This window comes from Nguyenibacter vanlangensis (assembly GCF_038719015.1).
Lineage (GTDB): Bacteria > Pseudomonadota > Alphaproteobacteria > Acetobacterales > Acetobacteraceae > Gluconacetobacter > Gluconacetobacter vanlangensis.
In genome coordinates, this window is the sequence record NZ_CP152276.1 from 3,480,008 (window position 1) to 3,500,518 (window position 20,511).

Consider the following 20,511-nt stretch of genomic DNA (forward strand, 5'->3'; position numbering starts at 1 on the left):
GGACGGCGGCGCGGGCCGATCCCTCGTTTCGGCGGCCTGCATGCCACCAGCGCCGTGCGGATCGGTCATGTCGGCGCGCGCGGCCGGCCTTTAGAGCAGGCCGGAATAGAGATCTCCCGGCGACGATGACGAACCGTCGACGCCGAACAGCGCGACGATGCCCTGATCGCCGGTGTCTCCGCCAAACAGATCCATCATGGTCGCCGGCGTGTCCGGCGTCTGCGGATTGATCTGTAGCAGGGCGAGATATTGCTCCGCATATTGCTGAATTTCCTTGGGGGTCGAAAGCTTCGTCAGATCGACCTTGTTTTTCAGCATGCTGACCTGCTGGTCGTAATTCAGCGCCCCGAATTGATCGGGATCATAGCCGGAAACCGTCTCCACGACCTTCAGAAGGGTGGGGTCGGACATCAGTTGGGGCAGGGACGTGACGCCGCTCATCTTGCGGGTGAAATACAGCGCGTTGCCGATGCCGTCATCCTGGTTGGCGGTGCTGTTCTCGTACTGGCTTTCCTCGAACTGCGACACGATCGAATTGATCATGTCCGACGTGAAGGGCGTGGCGCTCGCCGAGCCCTTGTTCTGGCCCCAGGTCTGGAAGGCATCGGCAAAGGCCAGCCATGTCGCATTGTCGGATTTCTTGGCCAGCGACGACGCAGACGTCGGATCCTGCGTCAGCAGGTCCTTGATCACCGCCGTCTCGCCGGAAATCGAGCCGAGCCCATAGGCGCCCAGCACCACCTGCAGCACCGAATAATTCTTCAGCAGGCCGTCGGCCGACGTGATCGACGCCGCCTGCTCCTTGAAGGTGGTCACCTCCCGCGAGGTCGTGGCATCCATTTTCGCGTAATTTTCCGCGGCCGTTTCCTCGTCCTTGACGGCGGTAATATACGTCGTGACCGGAGAGACATTGGTGATGGCCATCAGCCCATTCCTCGATATCTTGCCGCGACGCGCAGAGCACGACCTGATTGCGTATCGGGCCAGTAAATGGCCTTCCCACGCGTCAGTTCTATAGGGGCTTCTCACGTAAAACAAGGCACGGCGGAATGAAAAGAGGCGGATGCGACCCTCCGCCGGCCCGGCCGTCACGTGATCGTCGCGACCGTCTTGATCCGCGCGCGCGGATATATTTCGGATTGCGAGAGGACCGATATCGTCGGGCGCACGCGCTCCACGATCGACCGCATGGACTCCCGGACCGGTGTCGAAACGACGACGACGGGCACCTCGCCGCTTGACGAGACGGTGTTGAAGGCTTCGCGCAGTTTCGCGACGAACCGGCTCAGCAGGGTGGGCGGCATGGCCAGGCGCCGCTCGTCCCCCTGTCCGGTGATATGGGCCAGGAACTCGGATTCCCATTCCGGCGACAGCGTGATCATGGGGATATATCCCGCCGGTCCCGTCAAGCTGTTGCAGATTTGCCGGGACAGGCGGACACGCACATGGCTGGTCAGGTTCTGCACGCCGCGCAGGCCCTGGCCGGCGCCTTCCTGGATGCTTTCCAGAATGGTCGGCAGGTCGCGGATCGAGACGCGCTCGGCCAGAAGGGACTGCAGGACACGCTGGACGGTGCTCAGCGTCACCTGCGACGGAATCAGGTCGCTGACCAGTTTCTGCTGCTCCCGCGGAAGGTCGTCCAGAAGCGCCTGGGTGGCCACATAGGTCAGAAGATCGGGCAGGTTCTGCCTGACCAGTTCGCTCAGATGCGTCACGATGACGCTGGCCGGATCGACGACGGTGCATTTCAACGCGGCGGCCTTGGCCTTCAGCGCCGGATCGATCCACACCGCGGGCAGGCCGAATGCCGGTTCCGTCGCCTTGTCGCCGGGCAGGGGCGGGGTACTGCCGGACGGACTCATGGCCATCATCTTCCCGGGTTTCACGTCACCCGCTCCGATCTCTATTTCCTTCAGCTTGATCACATAGCGATCCGTCGGCAGCAGGATATTGTCCTGTATCCTGACGGGCGGCGTCACAAATCCCATTTCGGTGGCGATCGTCCTGCGCAGCGCCTTGATCTGTTCGGTCAGCTGGGCGTTTTCGCCGCTGGTCAGCGGCAGCAGGCCGAAGCCGAGTTCGAGACGCAGGAGATCGAGTCTGAGGACGTCGGAAATCGGCGCCGACGCCGGCGGGGCCGCGGTCTCGGTCACGTCTCCGTCCGTATCCTTGGCGGGCGCCTTGTGGCGCCACCAGGCCCCGGCGCCGGCCAGGGCGGCGATCAGGAGAAACGGAAGCGCGGGCAGGCCGGGCATGAAGGCAAAGCAGGCCGAAAGGGCCGCCGCCAAGGCCAACGGCTTGGGATTGCCGCCGAGCTGACGGACCAGCGTGACGTCCGCCGAGCCATCCGTGCCGCCTTTCGTCACGACGATACCGGCGGCGGTCGACACCAGCAGGGCCGGAATCTGTGAGACCAGGCCGTCACCCACCGTCAGGGTCGTGAACGTGCTGGCGGCCTCGCTCAGCGGCATGTCGTGCCGCAGCACGCCGATGGCGAGGCCGCCGACGATGTTGATGACCGTAATGATGATTCCGGCGATCGCGTCGCCGCGAACGAATTTGGCGGCCCCGTCCATCGCGCCGTAGAAGGCGCTTTCCTCTTCGAGTTCCTTGCGCTTCCGGCGCGCCGCCCGATCGTTGATCGCGCCCGAGGACAGGTCGGCGTCGATCGCCATCTGCTTGCCGGGCATCGAGTCGAGGAAGAAGCGCGCGGCCACCTCGGCAATGCGCCCCGAGCCTTTGGTGATGACCATGAAGTTCACCACCAGCAGGATGCAGAACACGATCCCGCCGATCACGACGTCGCCCCCCATCAGAAAGCCGCCGAACGCGGCCACCACATGGCCGGCGGCATAGATCCCGGCACTGCCGTGGCTGAGAATCAGGCGCGTGGTCGCGATTTCGAGCGACAGGCGCAACAGGGTCGTCAGCAGCAGCAGGGTGGGGAACGACGTGAAATCCAGCGGCCGCTCGAGGAACAGCGCCACCATCAGGACAAGCACGGACGCGGTGATCGACAGCGACAATCCGGCATCCAGAATGAATGTCGGCAGCGGAATGATCAGGATGGACAGGAACAGCAGAACGCCGAGCGCAAGGCCGACATCCGTTCCCGGGATCAGCGACCGCCAGGGCAGGTTCTTCCAGCCGTCGCCGCGCAGCAGGCCGGCCGATTGCGAGAGATTGCGTGAAACCGACGAAATCTTCTGCCGCGCGGCGGCGGTCCGTTCCGCCAGCCTGCCGTCGCCCGGTTTTTTTACCGTAACGCCTTTGGCGGTGTCCAAGATGCCACGTTTCCTTTCGCGTGCCTTTGCGACACGGTGCTCCCGGCGCAATCCGCCGCGCGGGCCGCAACCGGCTTGGCCGTTCTCCTGCGCATTGCATGGGTCGATTTCTGGGGCGATAAGTACCGTCATAGGCCGCTTTGAGCAAGGCGGGAAAGCGTGGCCCGGGGCACCGCAGAGCGACATGCACGACAGGAATTGAGATGCAGGACACCGTAACGGCCGGCGCGGACGCAATCGATCAGCCTCTGAACGTCGAGATCTGGAAGGCGGCCCTGCTGCGGTCGCCGACTCCGACCGGTCTGATCCAGGTCTGCGATGCCCTGTTCGACCAGCGGCAGGCGCTCGATGGTACGCGCCTGGTTCTCGAAGTGGTCTTCCAGCACCTCGATGACTGGCTGCTCAGTCTCGCCGGAGCGACGGTGATCCTGCGGCACACGACCTGCTACGACATCGTGGAGACCCTGCTGCGCAACGTGCTGCGGAACCAGCCGGACAACGTGCCGGCCCAGGCGTTCCTGGCCCATATCCGCGTGGCGCAGGGCGATGTCGGGGGGGGATGCGCGCGCTTTTCCGAACTGATGCTGCGCTATCCCGCCGAGCAGGCCAATCTGTGCGAATATATCTCCATGTCGCTGCTCGAGGCCGGATATCCTCTTGAAGGCCTCAAGATCCTGGCGGCCCATCTCGACGGCGGGGACATGACGGCGGCGCTTCTCAACAATGTGGGCTGCGCCCTCGAACGCCTGAACCGCTCGGCCCAGGCCATCCCCTGGTACGAGAAAGCCCTGGCGCTCGAGCCGGAAAATCCGAAGATCGGGTTCGGATATGCCTGCGCGCTCATCAAGGCCGGGAATCTGCGCGACGGGTGGGCCCGCTATGCCGAGCGCGAGCCGATCATCGACAACAAGGCGGCGTGGTTCCTGTCCCTGCCGCGCCTGCGCCATGGTGACGACGTGCGGGGAAAGAAGATTTTCCTGTATCACGAGCAGGGGCTGGGGGACACGCTCCAGTTCGTCCGTTTCGTGCCCTGGCTGCTGGAAAGGGGGGCGGAGGTGGCCGTCGCGGTACCCCGGCCCCTCGTACGTCTTCTGGCCCGCTCCTATCCGGGCGTATCCGTCGGGGACGCGCAGGATTTCAGCAAGGAGGACGGCTACAGCTACGCCGCCCCCATCCCCGACCTGCCGTTCATCGCGGGGGTAGCGTCCGAAAGCGACATTCCCGCCGATATTCCCTATCTGCGGGCCGATCCCGCCGGCGTCGCCAGGTATGCAGCCGAATTGCCGGCCGGCCGGCCGCGCGTCGGCCTGGTCTGGGCGGGTGACCGGCGGGTGCGGTCCGAGCACGTCATGGCCGACAGGCGCCGTTCGACGACATTGGCGGAAATGGGCGCGGCCCTGTGCCCCGTCGGGGCCACGCTGGTCAACCTCCAGTTCGGCATGCCGCGCGCCGAAATCGCGTCATGGCATGGCCAGGCCCTGTTCGATCCGATGGGCGACGTCCGCGACATGGCCGACACCGCGTGCATCATGAAGAATCTCGACCTGGTCATCTCGGTCGATACGTCGCCGCTGCATCTCGCGGGCGCGCTCGGCTGCCCGGTCTGGCTCGTGAGCCGTTGGGATGCCTGCTGGCGCTGGGGGGACGAAGGGACCCGTTCGCCATGGTATCCGAACATGCGCGTGTTCCGCGCGAAAGAAAGATCCTTCGCCCCGGTCCTTCAGGATGTCGGGGCCGCGCTGCGCGACTGGGCGGCGAACTGGAAGACGGGCTGACGGACCCGGGCAGTCACAGCAGGGCAGGGCATCAATCAGCCCGCCGGGGCGGCCAGCGCCACCGGATTGGCGCGGTACGAGGCAAGGGTGCGCCCGCGCATCCCTCCCGCCGCCGGCCTGTGCAGAGAAGGCTCCGAGAAATGCCTGAAGCCCTGGAAGGGATGGAATATCCTGGCAGGGGCTCCCGCCGTCCCGGCATCAGCGGGGGAGGGGGCGGCGGCCAGGACCGTCTGCCGGCCCGCCATGCCGGTCATGGCCGGATGCGCAAAGGGCGGTGCGGACGCGAACGCCGCCTGGCCGTTCCGCCGCAAGGCGTTCTGCTCATCCCGTCCGTCCTGGGGAACCGCCCACGCTTCCAGGACCTTCCACTGATACTGGGTGCCGATGCCTGGCGTCTGGGAGTGATAGGCCGCCGCCGCCCGCGGCCAGCTTCCCATCCTGTCATGCATCCGCAGCAGGAAATGACCCGCGTAAAGCGCGTTTTCGCCCGGATCGAACGCCTGGTCGAGAGAGGTAAAGGCGTCCGGATGCTGCTGCAGGTTGATCTGCAGACAGCCGACATCGATCGACAGGATGCCCTGCTGGCGAAACGTCCCGACGGCGGCGATAGCATCGGCCCGCGTCGGGTAGTAGTGGCCGATTCCCGCCGCCGTGACGGTCCATGGCCACGCGGAAATGCTCCCGTCCGGCTCCGGCCGTCCGCTTTCGACGCGGCTCATGGCATCGAGAAACCCATCCGGGATGCGCAGCGCGCGCTCGGCCCGGGCGGCCGCCGTGGCGCACAGCGACGATTCGGGGGACCGGGCGGCAGCTTTCTGCACGGGCTGAAGCAGGATCGCGGCCGCAATCAATACCAGAGAGAGGGCCAAAGAGGGGGCGCGGCAGATGATTGCCCGCTCTTCGCCGGCGGCGTTCCATGGGGGGCCGCAACAGCGGGCCTGGAGATGGATCCGGAGTGTCATGGAGCGTCCCGAACAGGCGTCTCGAACCGCGCCTCATCGTGCGCCACCGGCTGAATTACCCCATCATCATGACGTCTGACAACCGGACCGGCGATACGGGAACATAACGCAGCAATAATGTCCTGCGCGGATCTGATTTTTCCGAAATCGAGAAGATGACGGCGCGCTTTTTCGGGCCGGTCGGGGCATTGAATGTCATGGCGCGCGCGCGTATTCTGCGCCGCACCACGGCCCGTTCGTGGCATCGCCCATGGAACGAAGCGCAAAGGTAAGCGGATTTTATGGGGAATGACCTCATGGTGGCCGGCCAGTACCGCGGCCGTGCAAGCCGCCGCGACGAAGTGGCCGCCGTCCTTCCCCGTCGCCGGGCCGGAACGTCAGGCCGGCCGCGCCGGATCCTGGCGCTGGCCGCCGCCGCGTTCCTGCTGGCGGGATTGTCTCCGATCTCGTCCGCCATGGCCGCGATGGTCAGGATCAAGGATATTGTCGATTACGAAGGCGTGCGCGACAACCAACTGGTCGGTTACGGCCTCGTCGTCGGCCTGCGCGGCACGGGCGACCGCCTGACCAATACGCTCTTCACGCGCGAAACGCTGATCAGCATGCTCAACCGCCTCGGCGTGAATATTCGCGACCAGGAGGTGCAGCTTCAGACCCATGACGTGGCTGCCGTCATGGTGACGGCCACGCTGCCGCCCTTCGCGCATGGCGGCGGGCATATCGACGTGACCGTGTCCGCCGTCGGCGATGCCCGCGACCTGACGGGGGGCACCCTGCTCGTCACGCCGCTCCAGGCGGCGGACGGCGAGGTCTATGCCGTCGCGCAGGGATCGCTGGTGACCAACGCGTTCGCGGCCGGCGGGGCAGCCGCCACGCTCACGCAGAACATACCGACCAGCGGTCATATCGCCAACGGTGCGGTGGTCGAGCGCGAAGTGCCCGTGACCCTGGGCGCGGGCGGGGTCATCCATCTGTCGCTGCGCAACCCCAATTTCACGACGGCGACCCGGATCGTCCAGGCCATCGACCGCCATGTCGCGCACGGCCTTGCCCGGGTCGACGACCCGCGCACCATCGCCATCGATCTGTCGGGGCGCGATCCCGCCGAAACCCTCTATCGGATCGGCGACCTCACCGTCGAGCCCGATACGATGGCCAAGGTCATCGTCGATGAGGCCAGCGGGACGATCGTGATGGGCGACAATGTCCGCATCAGCACGGTTGCCATCGCCCAGGGGAATCTGACGATCCAGATCACGGAACTGCCTCAGGCATCCCAGCCCGCTCCGTTCTCGAACGGAACGACCGCGATATTGCCCAGGACGCAGATCAACGCCAGTACCGACAATTCGCACCGCCTCGGAATATTGCGCGAGGGGCCGACTCTTGCCAGTCTCGTATCGGGCATGAATGCCCTGGGCATGGGGCCCCGGGACATGATCAGCATCCTGCAGGCCATCAAGGCCGACGGGGCGCTCCAGGCGGATCTCGAGGTCAGGTAGCCGGAACATGAATGTCCAGAGCATGAATGGAGGGATTGCCATGTCCGCGCCGTCTCCGGTCACCCCGCAAAGCCCGGCCGCGCAACCCGACATCAGCGCGGGCAACGCCGCGCAGGCCCGCAATGCGGCCGTCGCGTTCGAAGCCGTGACCATCGGCGAGCTTCTGAAGCCCATGTTCGATACCGTCGACATGACGGACAACAGGTTCGACGGCGGCCCGGCGGAAAAGCAGTTCCGGGCGCTTCAGGTCCAGGAAATGGGGAAGCAGATCGCCGATAGCGGGGGGATCGGCATTGCCGACAGCGTGTATCGGCAGATGCTGGCCATGCAGGAGCGATCCGGGTCATGAATCGCGCGCCGGACCGGTCCGCGGCCGTGCTCCTGCGCGGTTTTCAAAAGGTCTGCGCCCTTCTCGAGCGCGAGAACGACCTTCTGAAGACCGGAAAGCTGCAGGATGTGGTGAACATGCTTCCCGCAAAACAGAAGGAGATGGAGGCGCTCGAGGGCGTCCTGGCCGGCCCGGACGCCGCGCCGGCATCCCCCGACCGGACATCAGCCCTGCTGACGCCCGAGACCGAGGCGGCGGCAAGGCATTTCGGCGCCCTGGTGCGCACCAACCGCCGGCTGCTGCGCAATGCGATCGACGCGCAGAATTACGTCCTCCGGCTGATCGTCGTCGAGGCGGCCCAGATGGCCAGCGCCGGCTATGGTTCGTCCGGCCAATACGCGACGAATACCATCCCCCAGGGCGCGCTGACGCTGCGCAGCGACGTCTGAAAGGCGGCGCTTGTCCTGCGCATGCCGTCGGAAATCATGCAAAGCGCGCGATAGAGAACCATTCCATGGATCCACGAAACCGCCGATATCGTCATGCCGGGGCGGGGCGCGCCGCTTTGCTCTGCATCGCGCTGGCCGGATGCTCGTCTCCGGCCAAGCCCTATCTGGATGCGGGAAAGCGCTTGTCCGAGGCAGGCTTCATCGCCCATGCGGCCGATACGACGGCGCGTTACGCCATGATGAATACGCTTCCGCCGGGCGTGCTGACCTATCGCCCGTCCTCGATGGGGCCGGTCTATCTCTATGCCGATCCGATCGGGTGCGGCTGCGTGTATATGGGGTCCGTGCTGGCGTACAATGTGCTCGTCACCCCGGCGAAACGGGGGCGGACGACGGTGCCGGTCATGCCGGCCGTGCCGGACATGCAGGCGATGGCCGCGGAAAACAGGCGCGATACCGCGTCATGGGATTGGAGCGCATGGTCCTCCGGCGCCGATCCGGGGCCGACCCAGCCACGTCATGTGGCGGGGGGCTATTGGTAGCGGACAGCGGACCTAGCGGACAGCGGACCGGACATGCCGGCCCCTATCCGATCGACCGCGCGAGAAAGGTTTTCTCAAGCGCCTCCAACTGCCGGCGCTTGCGTCTGGCCGGGGCAGATGCCTGGATTTTGGCCTCCTTCGGCAAGATGTCGTCGGCGGCCGGCGCATCCGCATCGCCGGCCGCCGGCCCTGCCGGGTTACCGTCCGCGGGATGATCGGCCATGGTCGAACCGTCCTGGGGATCCGCCGTGCCCTGCGGTGCGCCGAGCCCGTTGCCGGCGCCTTCCGCTTTCTTGAGCAGGTCCAGCCTGATTTCCTCGGCCTTCTCGATCAGCGCTTCAAGTTGCTTCTCGCGGGATGGGATCCGTGTCGCCAGGGCTTCAAGCCGGTCGGCCGTCGCGTCGGCCTTGTCGACCATGGTGTCGAGTTCCGTCCCCATCATCTTGGCCTGCTCGATCATCCGGCTCAGCGGCCGGCCACTGACTTCGCCGGCAATCCGCAGTTTCTCCACCCCGTCTTCGGCGCTTTTGACGCTGCTTGCCAATTTCTCGACCAGGCCAAGCAGGCTCGCGCGATCCCGCTTCAGATTCGACAGAATCCGGCTCAGATAAAAACTATAGATAATTCCCAAAAGCAGGAAGAACGACAGAACGATCTCGATGATCACCTGGATCTGTGTCAGCATCTGCCGGATGGCCCCCAGTCTGGCCCGGTTGTGAAGCGGCGGGCGGATAACGGACAGTAAAGATTTTTTTAGTTTTGCACGCTCTCATTCCGCCGACGCGGGAGAGGGCAGGATGGGCTCGCGATGGTCGTGCGGACTGTCGGATGGGACCAGCCTTCTTTCGATCTTCACGGCGGCCTTGCCATGCATTTGGCCCAGCCTGCCCTCGAACAGGGGGGTCTGCCCGCATTGAAGCGTGACAGGAATCGGGGTGTCGCTCTGGTACGGAAAGGCGATCTGCATACCGGGGCGAATATTCAGAACCGTGGAAAGCGGGACCGTCTTTTCCTCGAATATCGCGGAAACCTGCACCTCGGTCTCGAGAATTTCGGACATCAGGTGGCTCTCCCAGATCGAATCGCGGCCGAACCGCTCACCCATGAACTGCTGGGACAACTGGTCGCGCACGGGCTCAAGCGTCGCATAGGGAACGATCAGGTCCAGATAGCCGCTTCTGTCGTCCATATCGATATGCAGCTTCGTCATCACCACGGCATTCGACGCCCGCGTGATCGTGGCGAATCGCGAACTGACTTCAAGCCTCTCGAACGTAAGGTCGATCGAACAGACGGGGCTGAAGGCCGCCGACAGATCGTGAAGCGTCAGCGCGATCAGCTTTTCGATCAGGGACCGTTCGATCGCGGTATGCGGGCGGCCTTCCATCCCGGCATGGCCCACGCCGCGCGGTCCGCCCAGCAGGATGTCGATAATGGAATATGACAGTGCGGAATCGACGATGATCAGGCCGTAATTCTCCCATTGCACGGCCTTGAAGACTGCGAACAGGGACGAAGAGGGGACCATGTTCATATAATCGCCGAACGGTATCGAGCGCATGCTCTCCATGGTGATCTCGACATTGCCGTTCGTGAAGCTGCGCAGCGTCGATGACAGCAGCCTGACCAGCGTGTTGAACACCATCTCCAGCATGGGCAGGCGTTCATAAGCCACGAACCCGGCCCGGATGACCCGCTCCATGCCGGTTTCTTCCCGGGTGGGAAGGCCGGAAAACGCATTGCCGAGAAGGCTGTCGATCTCGGATTGATCCAGCACGTAGCCACCCGTCACGCCGTTTCCGAACGACATCGCAGCGTCTTCCATGGCGCCATGCTGCGCGTTCGCCGCATCGTGCGATGCGCCGGATTGTGCCCCGGCGGCCGTCTCGTTTACATTCTGCATGACGTCTTCACCGTTGGTCCTGCTGAATTTTTCTCAAAATTCCAATAAATCCATGGGTCTACTGGACGAGAAATTCGACCAGATACAGGTTCGTGACCTCAAGCGGGGCCAGCTCGGCTCTCAGGCGGCGCAGGATCGCTTCGCGCAGCCGGTATATCCCGTTGCCGCGGATGTCCTCGGGGCGCGTCTCGTGCAGGTATGTCTGGAATATGTCCTGAATTTCCGGGATCGTGGTCTGAAGCGCGGTCTCGTCCCGCGCGCCGGATATCTCGACCTTGGCCGTCAGCTTCACATAGACGGGGCGCCCGTCACCATTGTCCAGATTGGAAACGATCGGCGGGATTCCAAGCAGGACAGGGCGATGCAGTACACCCTTCGCCAACTTCGTGTCCTTCGCCACGTCGCTTTCGACCGCCCGGAACAGGTTGCCCTTCTCAAGAAGGGCGGCACCGCCGCCGGCGATCAGAATCAGGGCTGCTCCTCCGGCGATCATCAGTTTTCGATTCGTCTGCCGACCCGCAGTCGCAGTGTCCGCAGCCATCGATTCCCGCTTCTCTTCGCCGGCAGGGAATTTGGGCGCGCCGCCGGCTACAGTCTCGCTCATATCTGGATGGCTCCGGGAGGGAAAAACGACTTGGCGTCAGTTTAGCCCCTGGACGGTGCGTGCTCAATGGGAATGGCGGCCTGCCCGGCGGCAGGAATCCGGTGCGCGCCAAAGCAGGCCACCGCCATTTATGCGACGTTCGCGCGCAATGAAGGTCCGAATATGAAACGGCATCGGAGTCTCGCAGATCGTTCCGCATCGCCGATGCGGAACGATCTCATGCCGTGCTGTCCATCCGAACATAGGCGTTCGGACGGGATTCATGGCTGGCCCGCATCCGTCACAGGCCAGCCGCAACATTATCCCTGCTTCATCGCGATCGTGGATTGCAGCAAATCGTCGGCCGTCGTCACGACCTTGGCATTGGCCGAATACGCCTCCTGCGCAACGATCAGCGAGGACAGGTCGCTGGTCAGGTCGGTTGTGGAGGATTCCACATAGCCGACCGACAGCGTGCCCGTTCCATTCTGCCCGACGGTGCCGATATTGGCGGTGCCGGACGATGCCGTGGCGGTATAGGCCTGGCCGTCGACGGCATTCAGGCCGTTCACGTTGGCGAAGTCGGCCAGGGCGATCTTGCCCACAAGCTGCGTGTCGCCATTGTCGAACTCGGCCATGACCGAGCCGTCGCTCTGGATCGCGATGCCCTCATAGGTGCCCGAGGCGACGCTGTCCGAGGTCAGGGCCGAGCTGTCGGTGGCGAGCGTCGTGCTGGTCGAAAGCTGGGTACCGCCGAGATTGGCGGTATAGGAATAGGAACTTCCGCCGATCGAGAAGGCTAGGTTGCTCAGCGACAATCCGGACGTATTGGTCGTCGTGTCCGTCACCGAACTCGCGGCGCCGGTCGCCGGGTCGAACGCGACCTGATACGTGTCCGAAGCGGCCCCGGTATAAGGGTCGACGAATTTGAGGTTCCACGTCGTCGACGAACTGCTCGCGCCCGTGGCGGCGTTGCTGGTGACGGGCGTCTGCGTCCAGACGGCGGACACATAGCTGCCGGACGCGGAATCGTAAAACGGCGCGGTGGTATAGCTCTGGTTCGATCCGGTGGTGGTCCCCAGCGTGGTCGGGGACGCGGCCATCATCAGGCCGCCCGTCGTCGGATCGGTGGTCAGGGCATCGATTCCGCTCGTGCTCGCCGTGCCGGTGGACGCCGCCATCGTGGTACCGCTGGTTCCCCCGATCGTGCCCAGATTGAGCGTCATGTTCTGCGTGACCCCGTTATAGGTCGCCGCGATCGGGATGGAAGCGGCCGCGCCGCTGGCGGAGACGGTGGTCGTCGCGCCGCCGGACGATGGATAGGAAATCGATTTCAGGTCGCCATTGGTGCCGAACGTCACGGTCGCCGCATTCGCCGCGATCGCCCCGTTGCCGCCGGCATCATAGGCTCTGACGGTCCAGACATAGGGATTGGTCGCGCTCTGCGTCCAGGTCAGGCCCACCTGGTGCGCGTTGGCATCGGCGTCATAGGTCGTGACCGGCGTCGCCGTGTAGGTCTGCGGTGTATAGCCCGTCGTGGGCGCGGTGCTGGACGGCAGCGTGCCGACGGTGGCATTCAGCGTCAGGGTCGTCGTCTGCGTCGGCCGAAACGCGACATTGTTGACATTGAGCTGCGACAGGTTCGTTTCCAGCGCGCCGGTGCTGTCATTCACCATATAGCCGTCGAGATAATATCCGCTGGTATTGACCAGGTACCCCGAATTGTTCTCGTAGATTTCGCCGTTGCGCGTGTAGTAGTTTTGGGATTCGAACTGCGTCGTGCCCGAGGTCGCGGTGCCGGTCTCCTTGGACACGACGAAAAGGCCGTTGCCCGAGATGGACGAGGCCAGGCTGTCGGTGCTGGTCGAAGACGTGCCCTGCTGGTCCACATGCTGCACGGTCACCGCGGCAACCGAGTCCGAAACGTCTTCCGACGCCGCGTTCCCGTTCAGCGAGCCGGCCACGAAGTCCTGGAACGCGGTACTGTCGGCCTTATAGCCGACCGTCTGGCTGTTGGCGATGTTGTTGCTGAGGTTCGTGAACGCGGTCGACTGCGCGTTGATGCCGCTGACAGCCGTGGAAAGGGCATTGAAAACTGACATAAGCCGTCCCTAGCCTTGTGCGCGTCACTGTCTGTCCTGTCCGCCGTCAGGCGGAAAGATCAAGGTCCGGTCGTGGTCGAACGATCCACGGCGCCGCACACCAATATCCCGGTATGGCAGAGTCCAGGCCAGCGATCTTACGGACATGGAATGGCGGCCGAAACATTCCCAGCGCGACACCGATGCCTAGCTAGGGCCCTGAGTAGCATGCGCGGCGTGAAACGCAAGGGCTTCCTGGCTCATGATTTCCGAGGCGCGCGCGATCCGGGGGTCCTCAGCTTCATGACATATGCGATGATCGCTGCGACGGGCTGGAAATATTCCGGCGGAATTTCCGCATCCAGCGGCAGCGTATACAGGGCGCGCGCCAGGGACGGGTTCGACACCACGGGCACTTTCGCATCCTCGGCCGCGTGCCGGATCCGGGCCGCCAGCTCGTCCATTCCCTTGGCGACGATCTTCGGCGCGCCGTCCGCGCCGTTTTCGTAAGACAGCGCCACGGCGTAGTGGGTCGGATTGGTCACGACGACCGTGGCCTTCCTGACCGCCTGTATCATGCGCTGCCGCGCGCGCCTGCGGCGGATTACCTTCAGCTTGGCTTTGACGTGCGGGTCGCCGTCGGTCTGGCGCGTTTCTTCCTTGATGTCCTGCAGGCTCATGCGCAATCCGTTCAGCCTGTGGTACCGGGTCCACAGATCGTCCAGAACGGCGATCACGCATTGTACGACCAGGATGATCAGCGTAGCATACGCGAACCACGCCATCAGTTCCGACGACAGGCGGGGAATGGTCCAGCGCTCGGCTTCGGGCGCCACGCGCAAGGTGCCCTGCGCCACGCCATAGAGCAGAAGACCGAAGACCACGAATTTGACCAGGCTCTTCAGCAGTTCCACCAGGTTGGTCACGCTGAACAGGCGTGTCAGTCCGCGAATGGGGGACAGGCGCGTGATATCCGGGACAAGGGCCTGCGGACGGAACAGAAAACCGGTCTGCAGCATGCTGCACGTGACGACGACCACCAGACTGGCCAGCGCCAGCGGTGCCGCCAGCAATGCTCCCTCGCGCCCGGCCAGCAGGGTCGCCGCATAGACCGACGGCATGTCCGGCGAGATCGTGTCGAAATGCTCCATCAGGCCATGCATGTGGCCGAGAAACGCGCGGCCCGCCGTCGCGGTCGTCATGGTGAAGACGATCAGAAACGCGCCCAGCACGACCAGCATCTGCAATTCCCGGGACTGGGCGACATTGCCGTCCTCGCGGGCGGTCTGGAGCCTCTTCTCGGTCGGGGCCTGGCTCCGCTCTCCGCCGCCCGATCCTTCCTCTGGCATGCATGTCCGTCCCTGATGGTCCGCTTAGCGTCGCGCCACGCCGGCCCCTATCCCGGGCAGGCCGGCCAGCAGATCGTTCATCCGCCCCTCCCAGACGCCGGTCATGACCTGGATCAGCATGGCCAGCAGCAGCACGCCGCCCAGAAGCTGCGCCGGCATGGCGATGGCATAGACCTGGATGGCCGGCATCAGCCGGTTCAGCACGCCCAGCATCGCCGGCCACAAGGTCCCGATCAGGACGAACGGCGCGGCCAGTTGGACCGCCAGGGCGAAACTCTGCGCCGTGGCTGCCGTGACGCTCTTCGCCATGTCGCCCACCATGGGCATGTGGCCCGGCGGGAACAGGGTGTACGACCCTGCAACCGCCGCCAGGGGAAACACGTACAGACCGGTGGACAGGACGATGACCGGCACCAGGAACGATGCCATATGGCTGATGGCCGTACTGGACGCCCCCAGTTCCACGTCCGGCTGCAGAACGCTGGACAGGCCGGTGAAGATCGAGATGATCTGCATGGCGATGCCCAGTGCCGTCGCCACCAGCCTGGCCAGCCATCCGATGAATGCGCCGCACAGAAGCTCGCCCGCGATGATGGCCACCGCCATGAACGGCACGCGCATCGCCGTGCCCGCCACATGCACCAGGCGGTCCTGAATGACGGGCAGGATGGTCACGGTGGTGGCCAGTGCGATTCCCGCCCTGACCACCATGGGCGACGTCGTCTCACCGAGTCCGGGGGCCGTCATCACCATGGCGCTGACACGGCAGAGCGCGACAAGAAACATGGCGGCCAGCACGGCGAGCGAGCCGCCGGGAAAAGACGGGTCCCCGGTCATCCTCGCGTGGCGGCCGCGCGCATGTCGCGCCTTTTCATGAACCTCCAACCATGATCATCTGGTCGAAGATCGTATGGGCATAGGTGTTCAATGTGGAATACATGAACGAGCCCGTCAGCAGCAGGGCGGCCATCGCCGCCACGAATTTCGGCACGAAGGACAATGTCGCCTCGCTCACCTGGGTCATGGCCTGCATCAGCGAGACCAGGACACCGGCGCACAGCGACGCCAGCAGAGAGGGCGCGCCCATCTTGACGGTCACAAGCAGGGTCTGCCGCAATATCTCATGAATATCGACCGCATGATGCATGCAAGGCGCCTAGATCGACATCTTCATGACGTCCTGATAGGCCTGAACGACGCGGTCCCTGATCGTGGTAACGGTCTGCAACGTCAGCTTCGCCTCTTCGACCGACGTCGCGATATCCGTCAAATTGCCGGTGCCAGACAGGCCCGCGGCGGCCTGCGCCTCGGCGCTCTTGCCTGTCGCGACGGCGTTGTTGAGCGCGCTCCCCAGCACGTCGCCGAAGCTGGAGACGATATCCGTCGACGGGGAATCCTGGCCGCCATCCAGGCCGTCGTTGGCCGGCTGTAACGTCTTCTGCGTCTGCCCATAGGCATTGATCGCGTCCAGACTGCGTGTGGTGATGTCGCTGATCATCCTGTCCGCGCTACGTCCTCGATGCCCCGGCATAACCCAGGCGTCTGGCAACGACAAGGTCGGCGGCTTTTACCACCCGTTAAAATATAATAGCGGAATTGCGCCCGGCGCCCATGGTCCCGGCCCGTGCGCCAGGGGGGTGTTGAAGCCGTCGCGGCAGTGGCGATAGGGTGCAGCCGGACAGCAAGTGCGTGGAGCACGATATTGATCGGTCGGTACAGGATGAATCTCCCGCGCGCGATGAAGGATGCTGGCGACTGGTGCCGGCCGGTATGCGGGGCCGCGCTGGCTGTCTTGCCGGTGGCAATGCTGCTCGGGGGCACGTGCCGGGCCGCCGGCACCGGCGAGGATGGCATCCGCTGCCCCGCGGGGGCTGTCCATATCGCGGAAATCCGTGTGCTCGCCCGTCAGGATGGCAGAGCCGGCGCCGTGCGGCCGATCGGAATCGCATCGGCGGAAATCTGCGCCGGCGATGCGACTCGTTTCTCGGACGTCGTGACGCGCGGCGCGCCGGACGGCGCCAGTGGCGCCGCCGCGATCGGGCAGAAGACAGGGGTGGAAGGCTCCATCCAGATCAGCGGACGCACCGCGCAGATGGACGCGACCGTCTACCTCCCTCTCAACGACGCGGACCTCGCCCAGTGCGCCCAGCAGCAGGACACGCAGGCGCAGGACACGCAGGCGCAGGGGGGCGCCGGCGGCACATGCAGGCCGCATGGCCTGGTGGCCAGCCTGGCCGACACATGGGTGTTCTCGCCCGGACGATGGTCGGCTCTTCAGGTGGGCACGGACAGCGCCGGGAATCCGATCGCCCTGTATGTCAGGATTTCCAACGGCCAGGTGGAATGACGGCCTGCCGCCGCGCGGCGAAAAAAATACCCCCGACCGAAATCGGGGGTATTCACAAATAGAATCAATGACGTGATGGCACGCTGCTTCCGAAATCCGTCACACGAATTTCGGAGGCAGGACACGTGCCAATCTTGCCCCAGATTACTGGAACATCGAGAGGATGTTCTGGGACTGCGAGTTGGCGATGGTCAGCGACTTGATCGCCAGCGACTGCTTGGTCTGCAGCGAGGTCAGCTTCGCGCTGGCGGCCGACATGTCGGCATTCGTCAGGGCGCCGACGCCGGCGGTCAAATTGTCCGAGATGGTCTGGCCATAGGTGGACATGTTGGCGATGTTGTTCGTGTTGGCGCCCAGAGCGGACGTGACGTTCGTCATCGCCTGGATGGCCGCCTGAACCTGGGAAATCATGTCGGCGACCGCGTTGGAGCCGGTGAAGGCCGAGCCGAGGCTGCCCGCGCCGCTCGCCGAGACGGAGACGAACACGTTGGCGGTCGGGTTGGCGCCGGCCGAGCTGCCCGTCGTCAGGCCCAGCGCGTCCGTCAAGGTGGTGCCGCTCGTGCCGCTGACGGACACCGAGGAGGAGGTGGTCATATAGCCGGCGATCGTCGAATTGAAGCCGCTGATGGTGGCCGAATCGCCCCCCAGGCCGGTTACGTAGCTCAGTTGGCTGGACGTGATCCCCTGGCCGTCGGCCGTGCCGCCGGACAGCAGGTTCACGCCGTTGAACGTCGCGTTGCGGGCAATGGTGTCGATCTGCTGGAGAAGACCCGTGATCTGCGTGCCGATCTGCCCCAGAGAGGCAGGCGTGCCCTCATTGTTGCCCACCGACGTCACGGCGTGCTGGACCTGCTGCAGCACGCTGATGATCTGGTTCGCGGCGCTGTCCGTCGAGCTGACGGTCTGCGAGGCAAAGGTCAGGCCGTTATTCACGGCGGTCTGGCCGGAAATGTTGCCCGACATCTGCTGCGCGATGCCATAGGCCGCGGCATCGTCGGCGGCCGAGGACACCTGCAGGCCGGTCGAGACCACGTTTTCCGTCTGGCTCAGGCTGGTCGACGTCGCATCGAGAGTTTCGATGGCGATCATGGCCGAGGTGTTGGTGTTGATCGAAAGGCTCACGGTGTTTTCTCCATGCTGACTCGTGCCGATGTCGCACCAGTTCCAGGCCAGACAATCGGCAAACGGCTAAGAGAAGGTTACCAGCTCTGTCGACACGTATGTTTTTTCGCGTTGTGCCGCGGCCGGATCGTGGCGCCGGAACGCCCGTCGAACGCCCGCCGAGCGACGTGATCCCGCGGCCCCAACTGGTCAGGGTTCCGGGTGTGTAGTAGTGTTTACTGGACCAGTGGCCGATATCGGGCATCATGGCCGGTATCGTACGCGGCGGACTCCAGACGGTAACATCATGATTCATCCTGCGATCAAAGCCTATCAGAGCATCAGCGGCTCTTCCCTGTCGGGCAGAGAGGCCGAGGCCGCATGCTTCAGAATGCTCATCGACGAACTCGAGACCGCGTCGCTGAGTTCCGATGTCGCCGTTCGCCGCCTGGCATTGTCCCGGCATCAGCGTTTCTGGTCCATGATCATGCAGGCGAACGCCCTGGATAACGGTCTTACGCCCGAGGAAGACCGCAGGCTTTTCGTCAGGCTGGCGGACCAGGCCCAGAGATACGGAATCAGGGCGATATTATATTCCGACGTGTCCCTGGCCCCCCTGATCGAGATCGCGGAAAATGTCCTGGCCGGCCTCGAGGCCGTCTCGGATAGCGATGCAATAGGCGCCGATCCGCTCGCCGCGTTCTGACGGAAGCGGGCGGTGGCGGAAGCGGGCGGTGGGATCGGCACCGCAGAGAGAGTGTCACGGTCATGAAGAATCCGGATGCCGGAGCGGGTGGCGCGTCGCCGCGGTCGATCGCGGACAGGCTTGCCTTCCTCAGGATCGGCAACAGGGAAAGCCGCATCCTCTCGGACATGCGCTCCGGCCTGGGCGATGTCCTGCAAGCCAGCCTCGATGATTTCTACGACCGGGTGAAGCAGACGCCCGAACTGGCGCGCTTCTTTCAGGGCGACCACCAGATGGACGTGGCCCGGTCGCATCAATTGGCCCACTGGAACACGATTCTTTCGGGCCGGTTCGGCCCCGACTATGTTCAGGCCGTCACGCGAATCGGCGGGACCCATGCCGTGATCGGGCTCGAACCGCGCTGGTATCTGGCCGGATATGCGGTTCTGCTCGACGGCATCGTCCGCCGGATGATCGACGCGGAGTTTTCGCGCCGCCCGCGCGGCCAGGCCGCCTTCTCCCGGTTGTTCGGCCGACCATCACCCGCCGCCGAACCACAGGACGCCGCGCTGCTGGGGGAGAAGATCGGCACGCTCATCCGCGTGGCGATGCTGGACATGGATCTCGCACTCTCCACCTATCTGCTCCGCCTGGAAGAGACGAACCGCAAGGCCGAGCGCGAACAGGCCGCGCTGGGCGAAATCGCACGGGCCCTGGAACAGGTGGCCGGCGGTGACCTGTCGACGACGCTCGACCGGACGGTCATGGAAAAATCGCCCCTCCTGGCATCCGTCTTCGCCAGGCTCAAGGACGGGCTGGGGGGAATCGCTTCGGAAATCCGCCGGGCATCCGCCCTGGTTCGGGAATCCGCGGCGTCGATCAGCAAGGACAGTGCGCGCATCCTCAGCCAGAGCGACGCGCAGGTCGGCTCGATCCGCAGGATTACCGGCGCCACGGCCGCGCTGGAGGAGTCGCTGTCCGACGTCGCCGAGCAGACCGAAGCGGCCGGCGTGGCCGTCAGGACCTGTGTGGCCGCGGCCGCCCTCGGGGATGGAAATATCCGTAGGGTGCGCGAAACGATGACGGATATCCGGCAGGCGGGCGAGACCATTTCCGAGCTTGTCGGCACGATTCAGGATATCGCGGTCCAGACGAATCTGCTCGCGCTCAACGCCAATGTCGAGGCCTCCCGCGCCGGAAGCGCCGGGCGCGGTTTTGCCGTCGTGGCGACCGCGATCCGCGAATTGTCGGCCAAGACCACCGAGGCGGCACGACAGATCGCGGCAAGCGCGCGCCAAAGCGAAACCGTGATCCGCAACGGCGACAGGGCGGTCAGCCAGATGACGGACGCATTGCGGGAGATCGGGACCAGCATCACGGTGGTCCGGGACGCCGTTGCCCGAATCAATACCGAAATCGGGAATCAGGAGAACAGCGTCCGCAGCACCCATCGCGAGGCCGCCGAACTGCGCGACATTTCCGAAAAGACATCCGCTATGACAAGGCATGCATCGGACGATTGCACGGCGCTGACGCAGCGGTCGGACAAGATGATGGAACTGGTCAGCAATTTCCGGCTGACCTGATGCGGCCCCGGGGCAACCGGCACTGCCCTCGGTC

The 20,511-nt window shown here is 64.6% G+C and carries 20 protein-coding genes; 8 read left to right on the top strand and 12 right to left on the bottom strand.

All coding sequences use genetic code 11. The features are described from left to right. Positions 1-90: 90 nt before the first annotated feature. Both AAC691_RS16240 and flhA read right to left on the bottom strand, forming a co-directional pair. The gene (locus tag AAC691_RS16240) at positions 91-924 is read right to left on the bottom strand and encodes a DUF1217 domain-containing protein (protein ID WP_342627657.1); all 834 of its coding nucleotides are present in this window, start codon (positions 922-924) and stop codon (positions 91-93) included. 164 nt (positions 925-1,088) lie between these two features. After that, positions 1,089-3,470 (bottom strand): flagellar biosynthesis protein FlhA, encoded by a 2,382-nt coding sequence (gene flhA, locus AAC691_RS16245; protein ID WP_342627658.1) that lies wholly within the window; start codon positions 3,468-3,470, stop codon positions 1,089-1,091. Between the two features lie 17 nt (positions 3,471-3,487). Between flhA and AAC691_RS16250 the strand changes: the two genes are divergently transcribed. After that, positions 3,488-5,059 (top strand): tetratricopeptide repeat-containing glycosyltransferase family protein, encoded by a 1,572-nt coding sequence (locus AAC691_RS16250; RefSeq protein ID WP_342627659.1) that lies wholly within the window; start codon positions 3,488-3,490, stop codon positions 5,057-5,059. A 35-nt stretch (positions 5,060-5,094) separates the two neighbouring features. Here AAC691_RS16250 and AAC691_RS16255 read toward each other — a convergent pair whose 3' ends face one another. After that, positions 5,095-6,021 (bottom strand): lytic transglycosylase domain-containing protein, encoded by a 927-nt coding sequence (locus AAC691_RS16255; RefSeq protein WP_342627660.1) that lies wholly within the window; start codon positions 6,019-6,021, stop codon positions 5,095-5,097. 455 nt (positions 6,022-6,476) lie between these two features. Between AAC691_RS16255 and AAC691_RS16260 the strand changes: the two genes are divergently transcribed. The 4 genes from AAC691_RS16260 to AAC691_RS16275 all read left to right on the top strand — a co-directional run bounded on the left by AAC691_RS16260 (position 6,477) and on the right by AAC691_RS16275 (position 8,842). Further along, the gene (locus AAC691_RS16260) at positions 6,477-7,523 is read left to right on the top strand and encodes a flagellar basal body P-ring protein FlgI (protein ID WP_342630251.1); all 1,047 of its coding nucleotides are present in this window, start codon (positions 6,477-6,479) and stop codon (positions 7,521-7,523) included. Between the two features lie 40 nt (positions 7,524-7,563). Further along, on the top strand, positions 7,564-7,872 hold the full coding sequence (locus AAC691_RS16265; RefSeq protein ID WP_342627661.1) for a rod-binding protein: 309 nt from the start codon (positions 7,564-7,566) through the stop codon (positions 7,870-7,872). Then, positions 7,869-8,300 (top strand): hypothetical protein, encoded by a 432-nt coding sequence (locus AAC691_RS16270; protein ID WP_176638665.1) that lies wholly within the window; start codon positions 7,869-7,871, stop codon positions 8,298-8,300. Before AAC691_RS16265 ends, AAC691_RS16270 begins: the two co-directional genes overlap by 4 nt. A 65-nt stretch (positions 8,301-8,365) precedes the next feature. Continuing rightward, entirely contained in the window at positions 8,366-8,842 is a 477-nt protein-coding gene (locus tag AAC691_RS16275) for a hypothetical protein (protein WP_342627662.1), read from the top strand. 43 nt (positions 8,843-8,885) lie between these two features. Here the strand turns inward: AAC691_RS16275 and AAC691_RS16280 are convergent, their stop codons facing one another. The 8 genes from AAC691_RS16280 to AAC691_RS16315 all read right to left on the bottom strand — a co-directional run bounded on the left by AAC691_RS16280 (position 8,886) and on the right by AAC691_RS16315 (position 16,256). Then, positions 8,886-9,527, bottom strand: coding sequence for a DUF6468 domain-containing protein (locus AAC691_RS16280; protein WP_342627663.1), 642 nt, complete (start codon positions 9,525-9,527; stop codon positions 8,886-8,888). Between the two features lie 84 nt (positions 9,528-9,611). After that, positions 9,612-10,745, bottom strand: a complete 1,134-nt coding sequence (gene fliM / locus AAC691_RS16285; RefSeq protein ID WP_342627664.1) for a flagellar motor switch protein FliM — start codon at positions 10,743-10,745, stop codon at positions 9,612-9,614. A gap of 58 nt (positions 10,746-10,803) precedes the next feature. After that, positions 10,804-11,349 (bottom strand): flagellar basal body-associated FliL family protein, encoded by a 546-nt coding sequence (locus AAC691_RS16290; RefSeq protein ID WP_342627665.1) that lies wholly within the window; start codon positions 11,347-11,349, stop codon positions 10,804-10,806. Between the two features lie 299 nt (positions 11,350-11,648). Then, positions 11,649-13,430 carry a flagellar hook-basal body complex protein gene (locus tag AAC691_RS16295; protein ID WP_342627666.1) on the bottom strand — a complete coding sequence of 594 codons (1,782 nt, stop codon included), beginning with the start codon at positions 13,428-13,430 and terminating at the stop codon, positions 11,649-11,651. 239 nt (positions 13,431-13,669) lie between these two features. Beyond that, on the bottom strand, positions 13,670-14,758 hold the full coding sequence (locus AAC691_RS16300; RefSeq protein WP_342627667.1) for an EscU/YscU/HrcU family type III secretion system export apparatus switch protein: 1,089 nt from the start codon (positions 14,756-14,758) through the stop codon (positions 13,670-13,672). A gap of 24 nt (positions 14,759-14,782) precedes the next feature. Continuing rightward, positions 14,783-15,595: a flagellar biosynthetic protein FliR gene (locus AAC691_RS16305; RefSeq protein ID WP_342627668.1), complete on the bottom strand. Its 813-nt coding sequence runs from the start codon at positions 15,593-15,595 to the stop codon at positions 14,783-14,785. A 34-nt stretch (positions 15,596-15,629) separates the two neighbouring features. Next, the gene (locus AAC691_RS16310) at positions 15,630-15,905 is read right to left on the bottom strand and encodes a flagellar biosynthetic protein FliQ (RefSeq protein ID WP_176638658.1); all 276 of its coding nucleotides are present in this window, start codon (positions 15,903-15,905) and stop codon (positions 15,630-15,632) included. A gap of 9 nt (positions 15,906-15,914) precedes the next feature. Then, positions 15,915-16,256, bottom strand: a complete 342-nt coding sequence (locus AAC691_RS16315) for a flagellar hook-basal body complex protein FliE (RefSeq protein WP_342627669.1) — start codon at positions 16,254-16,256, stop codon at positions 15,915-15,917. A 240-nt stretch (positions 16,257-16,496) separates the two neighbouring features. Here AAC691_RS16315 and AAC691_RS16320 point away from each other — a divergent pair, with 240 nt between their 5' ends. Beyond that, the gene (locus tag AAC691_RS16320) at positions 16,497-17,105 is read left to right on the top strand and encodes a hypothetical protein (RefSeq protein WP_342627670.1); all 609 of its coding nucleotides are present in this window, start codon (positions 16,497-16,499) and stop codon (positions 17,103-17,105) included. A 144-nt stretch (positions 17,106-17,249) separates the two neighbouring features. Here AAC691_RS16320 and AAC691_RS16325 read toward each other — a convergent pair whose 3' ends face one another. Further along, on the bottom strand, positions 17,250-18,227 hold the full coding sequence (locus AAC691_RS16325) for a flagellin (protein WP_342627671.1): 978 nt from the start codon (positions 18,225-18,227) through the stop codon (positions 17,250-17,252). Between the two features lie 286 nt (positions 18,228-18,513). Between AAC691_RS16325 and AAC691_RS16330 the strand changes: the two genes are divergently transcribed. Continuing rightward, positions 18,514-18,912, top strand: coding sequence for a flagellar biosynthesis regulator FlaF (locus AAC691_RS16330; protein ID WP_342627672.1), 399 nt, complete (start codon positions 18,514-18,516; stop codon positions 18,910-18,912). 62 nt (positions 18,913-18,974) lie between these two features. After that, complete coding sequence (locus tag AAC691_RS16335; protein WP_342627673.1) at positions 18,975-20,477, top strand: globin-coupled sensor protein; 1,503 nt, start codon at positions 18,975-18,977, stop codon at positions 20,475-20,477. The last annotated feature ends 34 nt before the right edge of the window (positions 20,478-20,511 follow it).

Coding starts and splice junctions, on each gene's coding strand:
- AAC691_RS16240 (WP_342627657.1), bottom strand. CDS start 924: ATGGCCATCACCAATGTCTCTCCGGTCACGACGTATATTACCGCCGTC.
- flhA (WP_342627658.1), bottom strand. CDS start 3,470: ATGTCGCTCTGCGGTGCCCCGGGCCACGCTTTCCCGCCTTGCTCAAAG.
- AAC691_RS16250 (WP_342627659.1), top strand. CDS start 3,488: ATGCAGGACACCGTAACGGCCGGCGCGGACGCAATCGATCAGCCTCTG.
- AAC691_RS16255 (WP_342627660.1), bottom strand. CDS start 6,021: ATGACACTCCGGATCCATCTCCAGGCCCGCTGTTGCGGCCCCCCATGG.
- AAC691_RS16260 (WP_342630251.1), top strand. CDS start 6,477: ATGGCCGCGATGGTCAGGATCAAGGATATTGTCGATTACGAAGGCGTG.
- AAC691_RS16265 (WP_342627661.1), top strand. CDS start 7,564: ATGTCCGCGCCGTCTCCGGTCACCCCGCAAAGCCCGGCCGCGCAACCC.
- AAC691_RS16270 (WP_176638665.1), top strand. CDS start 7,869: ATGAATCGCGCGCCGGACCGGTCCGCGGCCGTGCTCCTGCGCGGTTTT.
- AAC691_RS16275 (WP_342627662.1), top strand. CDS start 8,366: ATGGATCCACGAAACCGCCGATATCGTCATGCCGGGGCGGGGCGCGCC.
- AAC691_RS16280 (WP_342627663.1), bottom strand. CDS start 9,527: ATGCTGACACAGATCCAGGTGATCATCGAGATCGTTCTGTCGTTCTTC.
- fliM (WP_342627664.1), bottom strand. CDS start 10,745: ATGCAGAATGTAAACGAGACGGCCGCCGGGGCACAATCCGGCGCATCG.
- AAC691_RS16290 (WP_342627665.1), bottom strand. CDS start 11,349: ATGAGCGAGACTGTAGCCGGCGGCGCGCCCAAATTCCCTGCCGGCGAA.
- AAC691_RS16295 (WP_342627666.1), bottom strand. CDS start 13,430: ATGTCAGTTTTCAATGCCCTTTCCACGGCTGTCAGCGGCATCAACGCG.
- AAC691_RS16300 (WP_342627667.1), bottom strand. CDS start 14,758: ATGCCAGAGGAAGGATCGGGCGGCGGAGAGCGGAGCCAGGCCCCGACC.
- AAC691_RS16305 (WP_342627668.1), bottom strand. CDS start 15,595: ATGACCGGGGACCCGTCTTTTCCCGGCGGCTCGCTCGCCGTGCTGGCC.
- AAC691_RS16310 (WP_176638658.1), bottom strand. CDS start 15,905: ATGCATCATGCGGTCGATATTCATGAGATATTGCGGCAGACCCTGCTT.
- AAC691_RS16315 (WP_342627669.1), bottom strand. CDS start 16,256: ATGATCAGCGACATCACCACACGCAGTCTGGACGCGATCAATGCCTAT.
- AAC691_RS16320 (WP_342627670.1), top strand. CDS start 16,497: ATGAAGGATGCTGGCGACTGGTGCCGGCCGGTATGCGGGGCCGCGCTG.
- AAC691_RS16330 (WP_342627672.1), top strand. CDS start 18,514: ATGATTCATCCTGCGATCAAAGCCTATCAGAGCATCAGCGGCTCTTCC.
- AAC691_RS16335 (WP_342627673.1), top strand. CDS start 18,975: ATGAAGAATCCGGATGCCGGAGCGGGTGGCGCGTCGCCGCGGTCGATC.